We start from the raw sequence: 16,333 nt of genomic DNA on the forward strand, positions 1-16,333 counted from the left end.
CCAAAGGGCAGTCCAAATGAAAAGTGTACTCGATAGCTTTGATCGCAAGATTCTCGATCTGTTGACCACGGACGCACGGATGCCAATCACGCAATTAAGTGTGCGCGTCGGCCTGTCTAAAACGCCAGTTGCCGCGCGGATCAAACGTTTAGAGGATGATGGGATCATAACTGGCTACCGCGCCGTTCTCTCCACCACACAGTTGGGGTTAAGCCACGTCGCCTTTGTTGAGGTCAAGTTGGCAGATACCCGCGAAAAGTCCCTACGCGATTTCAATGCTGCCGCAAAACTCGTCCCCGAAATTGCCGAATGCCATATGATCGCGGGGGGCTACGACTATCTCCTTAAGGTGCGGACCACCAATATCGAGGCCTACCGCGCCGTGATGGGGCAACGGATTTCAGCCCTGCCCCACGTGGTCTCCACCTCGACCTATGTGGCGATGGAAACGGTTGTCGAACAAACCAATCCGCCCATTTCAACCATCACATCGTAGCACATCGATCATCACACGATTTTTAACTAACATACTAGAACTCGCCTCTGACGCATGATAAGCCGTGAGACAACCGGCCGCGCCCACCACGTCGCGCGAGAACGCCGCCCCTCAAACGGAGACGAGACATGCAAGAAAGCTGGCGTTGGTACGGTCCATTGGACAAAATTGCGTTGTCCCAAATCGCACAAACTGGCGCAGGTGGAATCGTCACCTCTTTGCACGAAATCCCGTATGGCGAAGTCTGGACGCGCGCGGCCATTGCCGCGCGCAAATCGTTGATCGCGGATGCCCGCCACGGACAGGTTTGGAACGTGGTAGAAAGCCTTCCAATTCACGAGCGCATCAAACGTGGGGAGGGCGACCTGTCTGGCCTGTTTGCCAACTACCGTCAAAGCATGGCCAATCTTGCGGCCGAAGGCATTACAACGATTTGCTACAACTTTATGCCGCTGATCGACTGGACGCGGACCGCGCTTGCCAATCCGTTACCCAATGGCGGGACGAGCCTGCGATTTGAACAGGCACAAATTGCCGCACTAGAATTGCATATGCTAGAGCGCGATGGTGCCGAGGCCGACTTTAGCGACGATGTGAAAGCGCGCGCAAAAGTGTGGTTCGATGCCTCAACCGCTGATGATCGCGAAGCCTTGATCAATGCGGTAATGGCGGGCCTCCCCGGCGCATACGACCGCTATGACGTGCCTGCCCTAAAGCACGCTTTGACGCTTTACTCCGGCATGGGACGCGATGACATTCGCGCCAATTACGCTCGTTTTCTTGCGGAGGTTATTCCTGCCGCCCAAGATCTCGGCATGTCGTTTTGCGTCCACCCTGATGACCCGCCGCGCGACATATTCGGCCTGCCCCGCGTTGTGTCGAACGCCGAGGACATCGCGTGGATTTTCGACCAACAAGACGCAGTTGAAAACGGATTGACCCTCTGTGCCGGATCGCTGGGGGCCAACCCCGCGAATGACATTCCAGCGATTGCGCGCCGCTTTGCCGAGCGCATCCATTTCATCCACTTGCGCAACGTGCGCAAAGACGCGGACGGGTCGTTCGAAGAGGCGGCACACCTCGAGGGCGACACCGATATGGTTGCACTCATCGCTGCCCTTTTGGCCGAAGAGAGCCGCCGCAAAGACATCGGCCGGTCAGACACCAACATTCCGTGGCGCCCCGATCATGGCCATGAACTTTTGTCGGACATCGGATCGGGCACACACCCGGGTTACCCACTTATCGGGCGGCTCCGTGGGCTGGCCGAAATACGCGGTATCATTGCGGCGCTGAGCCATTCACAGGTCACGTTTACCTAAACGATGGACACAGCACCATCACTGTCCCTGATGGCGCAGAACCACGGCCACCGTCTTGAGGAGCACTTTTAGATCCTCCGAGACAGACAACGTAGCATCATACTCTTCGTCAAACGCCAGCCGTTCGGCGAAGGTAACGGAATTGCGGGACGACACCTGCCATGCCCCTGAAATTCCCGGACGCAGCCGATAATAGGCGCTCGCGCGACTATTGGAATAAAGCGGCTCTTGGTCAACTGTAAACGGGCGCGGGCCGATCAGGCTCATGTCACCGCGCAGGACGTTCCAGAACTGCGGCAACTCGTCAAGAGAGGTCGCCCGCAAAATCCGCCCAAAACACGTGATGCGTGGATCATCGGTCAGCTTTTGATAGGCCTCCCACTGTGCACGTACCAACGGATCACCAGCACAATGCGCCGCCAAAACATGCTCTGCGTCCACAACCATCGTACGCAGTTTATAGCAGGTAAACGGAACGCCGCCCTTGCCAACGCGGGTCTGGGAAAAGAATGCAGGACCGCTATCTCGGCGCACAATAAGCGCGAATAGAATAACCAGCGGCACCACGATTGGCGCTATCACAATAACAAATAAAATATCAAAGAGACGCTTTCCACCCAGTCGGTAAAGCGATCTGGTCATACGGCGATGTACAGCAACAGGTTCGTTAAAAAATGTCATAAGGCCCTCGCCACTCCTGGTCATCAAACTCGAAAAATGCGCGGAGAGATGACCCGATGAACATCCCAGACACACTTGGAAACACAACCATAGCGCGCAATTTACAGTTAACGCAATCATAACGTGTATTTCACTAAATCCGATGCAGGTACAAAAATGCGCAAACCGCCCGCACTCGGCGCATTCAGCACACTACACACCGAAATGCCGCCCCAATTAGACGACTTCGGGCGTCCCTATTTGCGTATTTCAAAATACAACCACCCTCATTGTTCGGACTTTATTGAAACTCCTTCGCCACGCCGTTGGTGCCGTTTTCGCGAATGGCGGCTGACGCGGGGTGGGTGCAGATGCTATACTTTGACGCAACGCCACGTATGCCTCATCGCCCTTTGACGGGCCATTCGATGTAATCCAGTAACTTCCAGATGTGAGACGCCCATGACCAGTGACACCGCCCAGACCAACCTTGAAACCCGCCACGGATTGCAAGTGAACACTGATCTTGCCCGCTTTATCGAAGCCGAAGCTCTCCCCGAAACGGGTGTTGCGGCTGATGCGTTTTGGTCGGGCCTGTCCGCATTGGTACATGAGTTTGGCGACACAAACCGCAGCCTGCTTGAGAAACGCGAAGACCTACAACGCCAGATCGACCAATGGCACATCGCGCGGCGCGGGATGGCGCATGATGAAACCGCCTACAAAGCCTTTTTGAGTGATATCGGATACCTTCTTGAGGAAGGGGAAGATTTCAAGATCGAGACGGCAAATGTCGACCCCGAGATTGCAACCATCGCCGGTCCGCAACTTGTCGTTCCCATCACCAATGCCCGCTTTGTCTTGAACGCCGCCAACGCACGTTGGGGCAGCCTTTACGATGGGTTCTACGGCACGGACGCAATGGGGTCGCTACCAAAGCCTGGCCCATTCGACCAAGGGCGCGGCGCGCGCGTTGTTGCTCGCGCAGGCGTCTTTTTGGACGAGGCATTTACCATCACAGGCACAAGCCACGGTAAGGCCCAACAGTACGCCGTGATTGATGGTGCGCTCATTATTGATGGCTCCCCGCTTGTTGATCCCGACAAATTCGTAGGCTTCACAGGTGACGCCGCTGACCCGTCATCTGTTGTCTTGTGCAACCACGGGCTTCACGTCGAACTGGTGTTCGACCGCGCGCATCCGATTGGCAAAACCACCCCATCTGGCTTGGCCGATGTACGCCTTGAATCCGCGATATCCGCGATCATCGACTGTGAGGATTCAGTGGCTTGCGTCGATGCCGAAGACAAGATTGTCGCCTATCGCAACTGGCTTGGCCTGATGAAGGGTGATCTATCCGAGACCTTTGAAAAGGGCGGCAAATCCGTCACCCGCGCGCTCAACGCCGATCATACCTACACTGGCCGTGACGGGACGCCGGCAGCCCTAAAAGGCCGCGCTCTTTTGTTGGTGCGCAACGTGGGCCACCTGATGACCAACCCCGCAATTTTGGACCGTGAGGGTCGCGAGATTTTCGAGGGGCTGATGGACGCGATGATCACATCGTTGATCGCCATGCACGACCTCAAAAAGACCGATGGGCTACGCAACTCAACCCATGGCTCGGTCTATGTCGTGAAACCCAAGATGCATGGCCCCGAAGAGGTCGCCTTTGCCGATCAGATTTTCTCTCATGTCGAACGCGTGCTTGGCCTGCCCCAGTATACGGTCAAACTCGGGATCATGGACGAGGAACGCCGCACCAGTGTGAACCTCAAGGAGTGCATCCGCGCCGCCAAATCCCGCGTTGCCTTTATCAACACTGGCTTTCTCGACCGCACAGGCGACGAAATTCACACGTCAATGGAAGCAGGCCCGTTTAGCCGCAAGGATTTCATCAAGCGCAAGGGATGGATCACCGCCTACGAAGACCAAAACGTTGATATCGGTCTGGAATGCGGCCTGTCGGGGAAGGCCCAGATTGGCAAAGGGATGTGGGCCGTTCCTGACAAGATGGCGGATATGCTAAGTGCCAAAATTGCACACCCGAAATCAGGGGCAAATTGTGCGTGGGTGCCAAGCCCGACTGCGGCCACGTTGCACGCACTTCACTACCACCAAGTGGACGTATTCGCCGTGCAAGACAAGTTGGCCAAGGGCGGTCGTCGCGCTCATGTAGATGCTGTTTTGGATATTCCTATCGCACAATACCGCCGCTGGACCAAAGACCAGATCACCCGCGAGATTGAAAACAACGCACAGGGCATCCTTGGATATGTGGTGCGGTGGATCAATCAGGGCGTGGGCTGTTCCAAAGTGCCAGACATCAACGATGTCGGCCTGATGGAAGATCGCGCAACCTGCCGTATTTCGGCGCAACACATCGCCAACTGGCTACACCACAACGTGGCCTCACACGCGCAAGTGATGGACATTATGAAAAAGATGGCCGCAGTTGTAGATCGTCAAAACGAAAACGACCCAAGCTACACTCCGATGACGCCCGCCCTCGATGGGATCGCGTTTCAAGCGGCATGTGATCTGGTGTTCAAAGGGCGCGAACAGCCCTCTGGCTATACCGAGCCGGTGCTCCATGTGCGCCGCCTCGAACTCAAAGCACAGTAAAGGATTTGGGCGGGGATAATCCCCGCCCAAATTTTACAAACAGCCGGATCACTTTGCGTCATTTTCAAATGATTTGAACAAGTGATATCCCGCGATTACGGGTGGTAAGCCACCTGCCCCACTTCCATATTAGACCTAAACCCAAGAGCGATTAGGAGCTTTTATGTCAGCCAAATACTACGCCCCAACGGGGGGGCATCCAAGCCAAGAGCAGCTCCTCACGGATCGTGCCATTTTCACAGATGCCTACGCGGTCATTCCCAAAGGAACGATGCGCGATATCGTGACAAGTTTCCTGCCGTTTTGGGACAAGACACGGCTTTGGGTGCTCTCACGCCCTCTTAGCGGTTTTGCCGAAACCTTTTCGCAGTACATCATGGAAGTGTCCCCAAATGGCGGCTCCGAGCGCCCCGAGTTGGACCCCGCCGCCCAAGGCGTGTTGTTCGTGGTTGAGGGACACGCAACCCTGACCGTCGACGGGAAAGAGCACATTTTGAATGAGGGCGGCTATGCCTACCTGCCGCCGAACACCAACTGGACGCTGCACAACAAAACCGACGACATGTTACGGTTTCACTGGATCCGCAAAGCGTATGAGGCGGTTGACGGTCTGGACATGCCTGAGGTCATCATCACAAACGAAAAAGATGTCGCGCCAACGGTCATGCCTGACACTGATGGCAAGTGGGCCACAACGCGCTTTGTCGATCCGACTGACTTGCGCCACGACATGCATGTGACGGTAGTGACCTTTGAACCCGGTGCGGTCATTCCATTTCTGGAAACCCATGTGATGGAACACGGCCTTTATGTCCTACAAGGCAAAGCGGTCTACCGGTTGAACAATGACTGGGTTGAGGTTGAGGCGGGCGACTACATGTGGCTGCGCGCGTTCTGCCCGCAAGCGTGCTACTCGGGCGGCCCGGGACCATTCCGCTACCTGCTCTACAAAGACGTCAATCGTCACATGAAGCTGCGCCCCTTTTCATAACAGCGGCACACAGCACATCAAAAAAGGCCCAGTCTCGCGACTGGGCCTTTTCTTTGAGTTATAGATTTAGATTACTTGGACTTGGAGCCAAGCGACCCTTCGCCGTGACCAGACATACCGCCCGAAACTTCTTCGGTTGCTTCATCAGACAGCTCTTCTGGCAAGATCAAGTTGAGAACAATCGCGATAACAGCGGCGGGTAGAATGCCGCTTGTGGCGAGAATTTTCAGTGTGCCGGGCAAGTATTGCAGCGCATCAGGCTCCAATTGCAGACCCAGACCCAACGACAGAGCAATCGCAAAGATCACCATGTTGCGACGGTTCCAGCTCACATCGGACAGCATCGAAATACCCGCGGCAACAACCATGCCGAACATCACGATCACACCGCCGCCGAGAACCTCGATTGGGATCGACGAGATAATCGCGCCAACTTTGGGCACAAGGCCACATACTATGAGGAAGATCGCGCCAATGGTCACAACCCCACGGCTCATAACACCCGTCATCGCGATCAAACCAACGTTTTGGCTGAAAGACGTGTTTGGCAGTGCGCCGAACAGACCCGAAATCGCGGTGCCAAATCCATCTGCGAATGTCGCACCTTGGATTTCTTTGTCTGTGGCTTCGCGACCTGCGCCGCCTTTGGTGATGCCCGATACATCGCCCACGGTTTCAACCGCAGACACAAACGACATCGCGCAAAAGCCGATGATCGCCGCGACCGAGAACTCGAGACCAAAATGCAGCGGGTTCGGCAGAGCAAAGCTTGCCGCACGGCCGATATTGCCAAGATTGACCTGACCCAACATGAACGCCAAAGCGTAGCCGACCAAAAGGCCAATCAAAACCGCAGACACGGACAACATGCCGCGCGCAAAGAATTTCAGACCCAAAGTGACGATGATCACCGTGCTGGCCATCAGCCAGTTCACACCAGATCCGTATTCAGGTGTGCCAATCGCAGGGACGCCACCCGCAGCATATTGAACGCCAACCTTTACAAGCGCGAGGCCGATCATGGTAACGACCAACCCCGTGACCAACGGCGGGAGCGCAAAACGGATTTTGCCGATAAACAGGCCAAGCACGGCGTGGAACAGACCGCCAACCAAAATACCGCCCATCAACACGGCAATCGCATCAACGCCCTTGCCCGCGACAAGCGGGATCATGATCGGAATGAACGCAAAGGATGTTCCCTGAACGATCGGAAGGCGTGCGCCCACGGGACCAAATCCGATGGTCTGGAACAAAGTGGCGATGCCTGCAAAGAACATCGACATCTGGATCATGTAGATCATCTGTGGAAAGTCAGCGCTGTTTGAGCCGAACCCGAAACCCGCCGCACCACATACGATGATCGCCGGTGTCACGTTGGATACGAACATGGCCAAGACGTGTTGAATGCCCAGTGGCACCGCCTTGATCATTGGGGGGGTATAGTTCGGGTCGCGGAGTTGCTCCGGTGTCCCTATTGAAGTGTCAGTCATTGTCGTCCCTCTCCTGAGTTTGCCATTCCCCCTTTGTGGTGGATTTGGCGTCTTTGTCTTTTATGTTGTGCCTTCAATCGTAAACGGCGTTTCAAACCAGTGCTCTTCCAAATTCGCGCCATCGCCAATGCGGTCGATAACGGCAAATAATCCGGGCGCATGGATCGGCGTCAAAACACCATGCCATGTTCCGCGGTGGAAATTGATCCCTTGCCCCGCTTGGGACAAAAAGGCGCGCGGGCTTGCCGGACGCCCGTCCTCGTCTGACGCGACGATCACCACAAACCCTGTGTAGCTCATAGGCACGAATGCCTGACTGCCCTCAGGGTGGCGCTCCATCATGTCGAGTATGATTGGAAACGTGCGCGCTTGGGCATCGAACAGGCTAATGCCCGCTTTGCCATCACCAAAATCAAGCGTAGCACGATCGTGATACCGACCACACATCCCCGCGTTGATCATCTTGTCAGGCGCGCCCGCCGTATCCAGAACATCGCCAAAGGGCGCAAATTCATCGGCAGTCAACGGCTCAAGGCGAAGTGGTGTGCTCATTGCGAAAACTTCTCGATCAATCGCAATTGCGCGATGCGTTCGACCTGTTTGCAGGCCTGTGCAAACTCGGTATCGCGGTCGTTTTCGATGCGCCGTTCGAACGCCTCCATAATCGACGCCTTAGTATTGTCGCGTACCGCAATGATGAACGGAAATCCGAATTTCGCGGTGTAGGCGTCGTTGAGCGCCGTAAAGGTCTGGCGTTCGGCATCGGTCAGTGCATCGAGACCAACAGCAGCCTGTTCCGCCGTGGAGTCCGCCGTGAGGCGTTTGGCTGCGGCAAGTTTTCCGGCCAGATCAGGGTGCGCGGTCAACACACCAAGGCGTTGCTCCTCAGTGGCGGCGCGGAACACCCGCGCGAGCGCTTGATGCACTCCAGTGGCGGTATCATCGGTTGGTCCAAGCTCGCCCGCATGCGCGCCCTCGGCAATCCACGAGCTATGCTCGAACACGCCGCCAAATTGCGCCACAAACGTCTCGCGGTCCATTTCGGACGGACGCGCAAACCGCACATGGGGGTGCTCTTTGGCCCAATGCTCGGCCACGTCAAGACGCGTGGCGAACCAAACGCCCTCATGAGATTTGAAATAATCCAACACACGGCGCAGAGCGGCAGCACGCCCCGGGCGACCGATCAGGCGACAATGCAACCCAATCGAAAGCACTTTGGGCGCGCCTGCTTCACCTTCTGCGTAGAGCTCATCAAAGCTATCTTTGAGGTAGGATTCAAATTGAGCACCGTTGGTGTAGCCCGCCTGAATGGCAAACCGCATGTCGTTGCAATCCATCGTGTAGGGCACGATCAACTGATCCGTATCCCCGAATTCCATCCAATACGGCAGATCGTCGGCATAGCTATCGGCAACATATGCAAATTGACCGGTTTCGGCGGCAAGACGCACCGTATTGTTCGAACATCGCCCCGTGTACCATCCGCGCGGCGGCTCGCCCACGACTTCGGTATGCAGACGAATAGCCTCGGCGATCTGCGCGCGCTCATCGTCCTCGGACATATCCTTGTGCTCGACCCACTTTAGGCCGTGGCTAGCAATTTCCCATTGCGCGGCTTTCATTGCGGCAACCTGTTCGGGCGCGCGCGCCAACGCGGTAGCCACGCCGTACACCGTCACAGGAAGATCAGCCAACATCCGATGAACGCGCCAGAACCCTGCGCGTGATCCGTATTCGTAGATCGATTCCATATTCCAGTGCCGCTGACCCTGCCACGGTTGCGCGCCGGTAATTTCGGACAAAAATGCCTCGGACGCGGCATCGCCATGCAAGATATTGTTTTCGCCGCCCTCCTCATAATTGAGGACGATTTGAACGGCGATTTTAGCGCCATTGGGCCAATTTGCGTTGGGCGGCGTAGCGCCGTATCCGGTCATATCACGAGGGTAGCGATGCACAGACAGTATTCCTCCATAGAATATGAATATTAGTAACCTAAATAATTCATTCCATTTTCAAAAAAAATCATAAGGAGCCTTTTGCTTCGGGCTTTTGCGCATTGTCGTACACTCTGGTTATTATTGTGCAACTGTGCACCTGCAAACCTAAAGGATAGGCATTCTATGTCCGGATATTTGACGACTCACGTGCTTGATACGGCGCGCGGTTGCCCCGCAAGCGGCTTGAAAATTGACCTCTACAAAATGGACGGCGAGACGCGCTCGCTGCTCAAGACCCTTGTGACGAACGCGGACGGGCGCACGGACGAGCAAATTTTACCCGCGAGCGCCTTTGAAACAGGTGTGTACGAGTTGGTATTCCATGCGGGGGCCTACCTCGATGCGATCGGCACGCCGCCCGAAGAGCCACGCTTTCTCGATGTGATCCCGCTACGCTTTGGCATGTCCGAGGCCTCGCATTATCACGTCCCGCTGCTGCTTTCACCGTTCGGGTATTCGACCTATCGCGGCAGCTGAGCCGTGATCGAGCTGTCGCGGACAGCCGCACCGATCCGCTCGATGACAAATTCCATGAACAATCGCGTTTTTGGATCCTGACGTCTGCGATGCGTATACAGACACGCCATCTGAATTGCTTCGGGTGGCGTTTTTGTTGCCACAGGGATCAAACGTCCCTCTTTGAGGTGGTCAATAATTTCGAAGATCGGCTTGAGCGCAATTCCGTTCCCCGCCAACGCCCAATCCGTCAAGACATCGCCATCGTCCGATTCATATCGCCCCTCGACGCGAAACCGTTTTGGCCCCGATGGCGTCATTAACCGCCATTGAAACTCCGTAGCCCCCGGAAAACGCAGATTTAAGCACTCATGCTTGTCCGCAATCAACTCGTCACCCGATGCAGGATTTCCATGTGCCTCTATATATGCGGGAGATGCGCACAAAATACGTTCAATATCCGCGATTTTGCGGATGCGCAGATTACTATCCTCAGGCTGTCCAAGAAAGAATGCCAGATCAAGCCCCTCGGTCGTGAGATCCACGGTGCGATCGGTCAGGCGCAGCCGGATATTCACCTCAGGATAGGCCCGCAAAAACTCTGCAATCAGCGGCGCGATCAGACGGCGCCCAACCCCGAGCGGGGCCGCCACATACAATGGTCCCTTTGGGTTTTCGGTGATATTGACCACCTGCGCCTCGGCGTTTTCAACCGCCTCAAGGATCTCACAGGCTCCGCCATAAAAGGCCCGACCATGTTCGGTCGCCGTGAGGCTTCGTGTGGTCCGCTGAAACAAACGCACGCTCAAATGCACCTCCAATTGAGAGATACGCGATGATGTGACTGCGGGCGAAATGCGCAAATCACGCCCTGCGGCGGACATACTGCCCAATTCATAGACGCGCACAAACGTGCGGATGTTATCGAGATATGACATTGTTTTGTTTTTTTTGATGCTGTGGCGTATATTGCTATAATATACGAATACTCACGACATTCTAGCGCCGTTTGTCATCGCGTCGTGCGCAACACGTGCCCTAAGTTGTGGCATTGTGGACCCTTGCGCCGCGCACACAGATGCGGGACACAAGAGCCTACCTGTTTTGGCGCGCAACGCCACATATGACCGTGAGGAAAACACCATGACATTCAACCGCTCGATCAAAATCGCACCCTCTATTCTATCCGCTGATTTCGCCAACTTTGGCGCAGAAATCCAAGCCATCGAGGCGCAAGGTGCCGATTGGGTCCACATCGATGTGATGGACGGTCATTTTGTTCCAAACCTGACATTCGGGCCGCCCGCCGTAAAAGCGTTTCGCCCGCACGTCAAAACGGTGATGGATGTGCACCTCATGATCTCGCCCGTGGACGCCTACATCGACGCCTACGCTGACGCAGGCGCCGACATCCTGACGGCCCATATCGAGGCGGGTCCGCACACGCATCGCACCCTACAAGCAATCCGAGGCGCAGGTATGAAAGCGGGCGTCGCTCTCAACCCTGGCACGCCTGCGCACGCGGTTGAACACCTTCTCGATCTCACTGACCTCATTTGCGTGATGACCGTGAACCCCGGATTCGGAGGTCAAAAGTTTATCGACATGACAGACAAAATTCGCACGCTGCGCGCGATGATTGGTGACCGTGAGGTTCATATTGAAATTGACGGTGGCGTTGACACGACAACAGCACCCCTCGTTGCCGCGGCGGGCGCAGACGTTCTTGTGGCTGGGTCAGCCGTATTTCGCGGTGGATCGGTCGACATGCCATCCGTCTACGGCGACAACATCAAGGCGATCCGCGCGGCCGCACAGGGCTAAGCGCGCCGCATGGAAATTGGCGCGGTTACATGACCGCGCCAAGAACCGCAAAACCCACAACCATCATGCCGCACAAACGGCTAATGCGGTCGCGCACCGCAAAGACAATCGGATCATCATGCATCTCGCCGCGATGTGTCAGCAATACAATACGACTGATCCAGAACAACAAAATCAGACAAATTCCCCAAAGCGCCGGCGGGTTGGAATAGAGCAACGCTACGTCTGGCGAATTCATATAAAGGGCGAGGACGAGGATCGAAACATACCCCGTACCAAGCGCCATTTGCGAAATCACTTCGGCGTCCTCATTGCGATATCCACGCCCCTCGGCTTGCACTTTTCCAGCGTTGATGTTGTCCACCAATTCCGCCTGACGTTTGACCGCCGCCAAGGCAAAGAAAAAGAACACCGAAAACGCGAGAAGCCACATTGATAGCGGCACACCAACGGCCACGCCCCCCGCGATGATGCGCAAGGTATAAAGGCCCGATAAAACCGAGACATCGATCACGGCGCGGCGTTTGAAATAGAACGAATAGGCGGTGGTCATGGCATAATAGCTCAGCATAACGAACAAGAAGATCGGACCAAGCGCCACCGAAAGCACCGCCCCCACGCCCAACAAAACGCCCGCCATTGCCGTGCCATGCGCAATCGGGACGGTCCCCGCCGCAAAGGGACGCTTGCACTTGCGTGCATGCGCCCGGTCCGCGTTGAGATCGAGTAAATCGTTGAGCACATAAACCGACGAGGCCACCAAAGAGAACGCGACAAAGGCCATAAGAGCGCGCACAAATGAGACGACATCCAAATGGTGCGCCAGTAGCAGCGGCACAAACACCAAAATGTTTTTGAGCCATTGGTGCGGGCGCAGTGCTTTGATATAGGGTTTGCGGTCAATATGTGCGGTGCCTAGATGCTCAACCTCAATGCCTAGCGCGGACACCTGCGCACGCAAGGCCTCGGACGCGTTGACCGATATGGCGCGCGCCGCATGCGCCCACACATCAAGATCGGCCGCATGGTCCCCGACATAGGCAAACCCGCGTTCCCCGTAGCGATCCACGAGGAACTCCGCCTTGATTTGCCCTTTGAGATTTCGATCGCCATCTGACCCATACACCGCATCGAACACGCCCAAATGTGTGGCAATTTGATCCGCTAGGATTTGATCCGTTGCGGTTACAAGCACGACCACCCCACCGCCATCGCGCCATTTGGCAATGTAATCGAGCACCTCGCAATTATAGGGCAGCGTGGTCACATCCACAGATGCCCGTGTTGCGAGATCGCGTTTGAGTGCGGCTTTGCCTGACTTCAACGTTCGGATGGCGCGGATTGCAGCGCTCCAGTCGTGCGAGGCGGCATTCCAAAAGGTTTCGTGCAGCATGTCCGACTGCAACAAAGTACCGTCCAAATCGACGGCCAGAACCGCACCTTTGGTCTCGTTTGCGTCTGTTGTCATACTCACGATGCACCTCAACTGCGCCCCAAACCCATGCGGGACGATACTTTGGTTTGTGTTTCAACCTCACATATCCAACGGGTTGCAGCTTTTTGGCAAGGCCTGCGAAGATTTAAGGTCACAAAGATGGGCAGTCGGGGCAATTGAGTCACGCAATCCGTCTTGACCCTCGCGGCGCGATGCCCTAATTCCACTCTCACCCGAGCGGGTGTTGTGTAATGGTAAGACCTCAGCCTTCCAAGCTGATGACACGGGTTCGATTCCCGTCACCCGCTCCAAAAATCCCTGAAAAAACAAAATATGTTACGCTTATAGCGATCGTTATGTCGCGTGCGGCGCTCTAAATAGAAAAAGCCCCCGCACACTGGCGAGGGCTTTCATGAGGGTCAAAACACCCTTTTATTTTACCGTGATACGGCCATCTGTGTAGGGCGTGTATGGGGCGTTTGCCGCGATGAACTCCGCAGTCACATCGGCCAAATCGGGACCAAAGTCATAGACGTTGCTGGCCTCACGGAACATTTTATAGCCGTCACCGCCATTGCGCACGTAGTTGTTGGAAACAACGCCGTAGGTTTTGGACATATCGAGCGGCTCCCATGTGCCGTCCATATCAATCATCACCTCGACCACACGTTCACCCGTGGCATTGCCACTCTCGACGGTGAACGTCATGCCCGCAACCTGTGGAAAACGTCCATCATCCTCAGGATTGTCAAATTGACCCATCCCGTTTTCAAGCGCGGCCTTTAGCATCGCGCCATCGACGAAGAAAGTCGACAGCGTGTTCTGGAACGGCAGCACTGTGAGCACTTCGCCCTGTGTCACGTCACCGGCATCAATAGAGGCGCGCAAGCCACCAGAGTTGGCAAGTGCAACATGAATACCCTGATCTTTGACACGGTCCAACATCGCATCGGCAACAAGGTTGCCCATCTGGCATTCCATGTGGCGACACACGTCACGCGAGCCATCGATAGCTTCGGCGGTTTGTGCGACGACCTTGTTACGGATTTCATCAAGCGGCACTGCGGCTTCGGCAATACGCGCAACGGTGGTCTCGTCCTCGGTCACTGCCGCGTCCATAATGAGCGGCTCACCGGATGCTTCGGTCACGTTGCCGTCATCATCAAACGTCACGTTCAATTCCCCAAGGAATTTACCATAGGCATAGGCCGAAACGATCGCGGTAGAGCCAACCATAGTTGGATATGGACCCTCGGCGCGCTCGTTGCTGTTGGACAACAAGGTGTTGGTGTGGCCACCCACAATGATGTCGACGCCCGTGGTATTAGCCGCCACGATTTGATCGACGCGGTAGCCCGAGTGGGACAGCACGATGATCTTGTTCACGCCCTCGGCGGTGAGTTTATCTACTTCGCCTTGAACAGCCTCGGACGGATCGGTGAAAATCACGTTAGGACCAGGGGAGGCGAGTTCGTCGGTGTTTTGCGGCGTGAGACCGATGAGGCCAAGCTTCTCACCACCACGTTCAATGATCGTCGATTTCAGCAGCTTATCCGCAAGAAATGCCTCACCCGAAAAATCGGCATTGGACATCAACACAGGGAAATCGAGCGCATCCATGAACCCACGTAGAACTTCGGGACCATCGTCAAACTCGTGGTTGCCCACTGTCATGGCGTCATAGCCCATTTTGTTCATCATCTCGGCCGCAAGTTTACCTTTGTAGTAGGTGTAGAACAGCGTGCCTTGGAACTGATCACCGCCATCCACCAAGATGGAGTTATTAGTGCGCGAACGCGCGTCCTCAATAGCGGTGACGAGACGCGCGGAGCCGCCAAAGCATTTGCCCTCGGTGTTGTCCTCGGACGAACAGCCCGAATCGTATTTTGAGATCGGTTCAAACCGCGCATGAAAATCATTGGTGTGCAAAACCGTCAGCGAATAATCAGCGTAGGCTGCGCCCGCGCATAGCGACATTGCCGCAGTCGTTGTGAGAATCTTCTTGAGCATAACTGCCCCCCTGTTGAGTTACATCTCGATGCTGCAAACACTTGATCAAAGAGTCAAAGGATCTGTCAACATTAGCGCTAAAGACGCGGTGTAACGCCTATATGACGGGCAGCAATTTGTCCTAAGCCCAGCCAGCCGCAATCGGAGCGGCCAATTGCGCGCCCCCGACATCAAGGCGACCCGTGATCAAATGATACCACGCCACCGCAATGATGCTATTGGCCAGCACATCTGGCACAACGTTTGCACGGACTTCGCCGCGCTTTTGCGCCCGAGCGATGACCTCTTTCCATGCCGCAATCCGTTCTAAACGATAGGCGTCAAGCGCAAGTGCGACATCCGCATCACTTTGAGCCTCAGCAATGATAAGAGCGAACACACGCCCAGCATCGCCGCGCCAAAACGCAAACACGTAGTCAAAAAATGTCGCCAAATCACTCTCAAAACGGCCGGTATCGGCATGGCGGTGGTCACCCTTGATCCGATTATAAACGGCAACCAACAGCGCGCCACGGGTCGGCCACCACCGATAAATCGTAGCTTTGCCCGCTTTCGCCTCGCGGGCCACCGCATCCATCGTTAGCCCCTTTGGCCCTTTTTGGGTCAGAACCGTGACCGCCGCCGATAGAATTGCCGCTTCGGCCTCGGGGTTTTGGCGCGCCCCGATGGAGCGCCGCGTCACGGTTTTGGCTGATGGAGATGGGGGTGGCATGATCTATCCTTTACATAACGAGACGAATCGTTCAGATAAGCGCCTAACGAAACGCTTCGTTCCATTAAAGGTATTCCATGACAACCCCCACACGTAAACCCTCTCGTCTCCGCTTTGCCGCCTTTGTCTTTTGCGGCGTCTACCCGCTCGTCACCGCGACAATCTACGCCCTCGCCCCGCTCACCGCCGGGTGGGACATCTGGCAACGCAATCTCATCATGGTGCCAATCATCGTCATATGTATGGTCTACGGTATCATTCCCTTTATCCAACGCCGTTGTGGCCGTTGGCTGTAATACGACACTC

The 16,333-nt window shown here is 55.6% G+C and carries 15 protein-coding genes and 1 tRNA gene; 8 read left to right on the forward strand and 8 right to left on the reverse strand.

The window, feature by feature from the left end; translation table 11 throughout:
- Window positions 1-16 precede the first annotated feature (16 nt).
- Both IMCC12053_RS13425 and uxuA read left to right on the forward strand, forming a co-directional pair.
- Complete coding sequence (locus IMCC12053_RS13425; RefSeq protein ID WP_062219876.1) at window positions 17-496, forward strand: Lrp/AsnC family transcriptional regulator; 480 nt, start codon at window positions 17-19, stop codon at window positions 494-496.
- 128 nt (window positions 497-624) lie between these two features.
- A complete protein-coding gene (gene uxuA / locus IMCC12053_RS13430; RefSeq protein WP_062219877.1) occupies window positions 625-1,818 on the forward strand; it encodes a mannonate dehydratase in 1,194 nt (397 codons plus the stop codon).
- Window positions 1,819-1,836: 18 nt separating this feature from the next.
- Here the strand turns inward: uxuA and IMCC12053_RS13435 are convergent, their stop codons facing one another.
- Window positions 1,837-2,499, reverse strand: coding sequence for a sugar transferase (locus IMCC12053_RS13435; RefSeq protein WP_062219878.1), 663 nt, complete (start codon window positions 2,497-2,499; stop codon window positions 1,837-1,839).
- Window positions 2,500-2,940: 441 nt separating this feature from the next.
- Between IMCC12053_RS13435 and IMCC12053_RS13440 the strand changes: the two genes are divergently transcribed.
- On the forward strand, window positions 2,941-5,103 hold the full coding sequence (locus IMCC12053_RS13440) for a malate synthase G (RefSeq protein ID WP_062219880.1): 2,163 nt from the start codon (window positions 2,941-2,943) through the stop codon (window positions 5,101-5,103).
- Window positions 5,104-5,266: 163 nt separating this feature from the next.
- Window positions 5,267-6,094, forward strand: a complete 828-nt coding sequence (locus IMCC12053_RS13445; protein WP_062219882.1) for a bifunctional allantoicase/(S)-ureidoglycine aminohydrolase — start codon at window positions 5,267-5,269, stop codon at window positions 6,092-6,094.
- 71 nt (window positions 6,095-6,165) lie between these two features.
- Here the strand turns inward: IMCC12053_RS13445 and IMCC12053_RS13450 are convergent, their stop codons facing one another.
- From IMCC12053_RS13450 to puuE, 3 genes are read right to left on the reverse strand one after another with little or no spacing between them, the layout of a single operon-like run.
- A complete protein-coding gene (locus IMCC12053_RS13450) occupies window positions 6,166-7,587 on the reverse strand; it encodes a uracil-xanthine permease family protein (protein ID WP_062219884.1) in 1,422 nt (473 codons plus the stop codon).
- A 60-nt stretch (window positions 7,588-7,647) separates the two neighbouring features.
- Window positions 7,648-8,139, reverse strand: coding sequence for an ureidoglycolate lyase (locus IMCC12053_RS13455; protein ID WP_062219886.1), 492 nt, complete (start codon window positions 8,137-8,139; stop codon window positions 7,648-7,650).
- Entirely contained in the window at window positions 8,136-9,548 is a 1,413-nt protein-coding gene (gene puuE, locus IMCC12053_RS13460) for an allantoinase PuuE (RefSeq protein WP_062219888.1), read from the reverse strand. The genes IMCC12053_RS13455 and puuE overlap by 4 nt, the downstream gene beginning before the upstream one ends.
- Window positions 9,549-9,713: 165 nt before the next feature.
- Here puuE and uraH point away from each other — a divergent pair, with 165 nt between their 5' ends.
- Window positions 9,714-10,067 carry a hydroxyisourate hydrolase gene (gene uraH, locus IMCC12053_RS13465; protein ID WP_062219890.1) on the forward strand — a complete coding sequence of 118 codons (354 nt, stop codon included), beginning with the start codon at window positions 9,714-9,716 and terminating at the stop codon, window positions 10,065-10,067.
- Here the strand turns inward: uraH and IMCC12053_RS13470 are convergent.
- Window positions 10,052-10,984, reverse strand: coding sequence for a LysR family transcriptional regulator (locus IMCC12053_RS13470; RefSeq protein ID WP_062219892.1), 933 nt, complete (start codon window positions 10,982-10,984; stop codon window positions 10,052-10,054). The two genes, uraH and IMCC12053_RS13470, sit on opposite strands and share 16 nt — an antisense overlap.
- Window positions 10,985-11,189: 205 nt before the next feature.
- On the opposite strand from IMCC12053_RS13470, the gene rpe reads away from it, so the two are divergent.
- Window positions 11,190-11,870, forward strand: coding sequence for a ribulose-phosphate 3-epimerase (gene rpe / locus IMCC12053_RS13475; protein WP_062221354.1), 681 nt, complete (start codon window positions 11,190-11,192; stop codon window positions 11,868-11,870).
- A 25-nt stretch (window positions 11,871-11,895) separates the two neighbouring features.
- Here the strand turns inward: rpe and IMCC12053_RS13480 are convergent, their stop codons facing one another.
- Complete coding sequence (locus IMCC12053_RS13480; protein ID WP_062219894.1) at window positions 11,896-13,338, reverse strand: UbiA family prenyltransferase; 1,443 nt, start codon at window positions 13,336-13,338, stop codon at window positions 11,896-11,898.
- 204 nt (window positions 13,339-13,542) lie between these two features.
- Between IMCC12053_RS13480 and IMCC12053_RS13485 the strand changes: the two genes are divergently transcribed.
- Window positions 13,543-13,616, forward strand: a tRNA-Gly gene (locus IMCC12053_RS13485).
- Between the two features lie 121 nt (window positions 13,617-13,737).
- Here the strand turns inward: IMCC12053_RS13485 and IMCC12053_RS13490 are convergent.
- Both IMCC12053_RS13490 and IMCC12053_RS13495 read right to left on the reverse strand, forming a co-directional pair.
- Window positions 13,738-15,315: a bifunctional metallophosphatase/5'-nucleotidase gene (locus IMCC12053_RS13490; RefSeq protein WP_062219897.1), complete on the reverse strand. Its 1,578-nt coding sequence runs from the start codon at window positions 15,313-15,315 to the stop codon at window positions 13,738-13,740.
- Between the two features lie 121 nt (window positions 15,316-15,436).
- A complete protein-coding gene (locus IMCC12053_RS13495) occupies window positions 15,437-16,027 on the reverse strand; it encodes a TetR/AcrR family transcriptional regulator (protein WP_062219899.1) in 591 nt (196 codons plus the stop codon).
- A 77-nt stretch (window positions 16,028-16,104) separates the two neighbouring features.
- On the opposite strand from IMCC12053_RS13495, the gene IMCC12053_RS13500 reads away from it, so the two are divergent.
- On the forward strand, window positions 16,105-16,323 hold the full coding sequence (locus tag IMCC12053_RS13500) for a putative antibiotic biosynthesis monooxygenase (RefSeq protein WP_062219901.1): 219 nt from the start codon (window positions 16,105-16,107) through the stop codon (window positions 16,321-16,323).
- The last annotated feature ends 10 nt before the right edge of the window (window positions 16,324-16,333 follow it).

The organism is Celeribacter marinus (assembly GCF_001308265.1).
Lineage (GTDB): Bacteria > Pseudomonadota > Alphaproteobacteria > Rhodobacterales > Rhodobacteraceae > Celeribacter > Celeribacter marinus.

Coding starts and splice junctions, on each gene's coding strand:
- IMCC12053_RS13425 (WP_062219876.1), top strand. CDS start 17: ATGAAAAGTGTACTCGATAGCTTTGATCGCAAGATTCTCGATCTGTTG.
- uxuA (WP_062219877.1), top strand. CDS start 625: ATGCAAGAAAGCTGGCGTTGGTACGGTCCATTGGACAAAATTGCGTTG.
- IMCC12053_RS13435 (WP_062219878.1), bottom strand. CDS start 2,499: ATGACATTTTTTAACGAACCTGTTGCTGTACATCGCCGTATGACCAGA.
- IMCC12053_RS13440 (WP_062219880.1), top strand. CDS start 2,941: ATGACCAGTGACACCGCCCAGACCAACCTTGAAACCCGCCACGGATTG.
- IMCC12053_RS13445 (WP_062219882.1), top strand. CDS start 5,267: ATGTCAGCCAAATACTACGCCCCAACGGGGGGGCATCCAAGCCAAGAG.
- IMCC12053_RS13450 (WP_062219884.1), bottom strand. CDS start 7,587: ATGACTGACACTTCAATAGGGACACCGGAGCAACTCCGCGACCCGAAC.
- IMCC12053_RS13455 (WP_062219886.1), bottom strand. CDS start 8,139: ATGAGCACACCACTTCGCCTTGAGCCGTTGACTGCCGATGAATTTGCG.
- uraH (WP_062219890.1), top strand. CDS start 9,714: ATGTCCGGATATTTGACGACTCACGTGCTTGATACGGCGCGCGGTTGC.
- IMCC12053_RS13470 (WP_062219892.1), bottom strand. CDS start 10,984: ATGTCATATCTCGATAACATCCGCACGTTTGTGCGCGTCTATGAATTG.
- rpe (WP_062221354.1), top strand. CDS start 11,190: ATGACATTCAACCGCTCGATCAAAATCGCACCCTCTATTCTATCCGCT.
- IMCC12053_RS13480 (WP_062219894.1), bottom strand. CDS start 13,338: ATGACAACAGACGCAAACGAGACCAAAGGTGCGGTTCTGGCCGTCGAT.
- IMCC12053_RS13490 (WP_062219897.1), bottom strand. CDS start 15,315: ATGCTCAAGAAGATTCTCACAACGACTGCGGCAATGTCGCTATGCGCG.
- IMCC12053_RS13495 (WP_062219899.1), bottom strand. CDS start 16,027: ATGCCACCCCCATCTCCATCAGCCAAAACCGTGACGCGGCGCTCCATC.
- IMCC12053_RS13500 (WP_062219901.1), top strand. CDS start 16,105: ATGACAACCCCCACACGTAAACCCTCTCGTCTCCGCTTTGCCGCCTTT.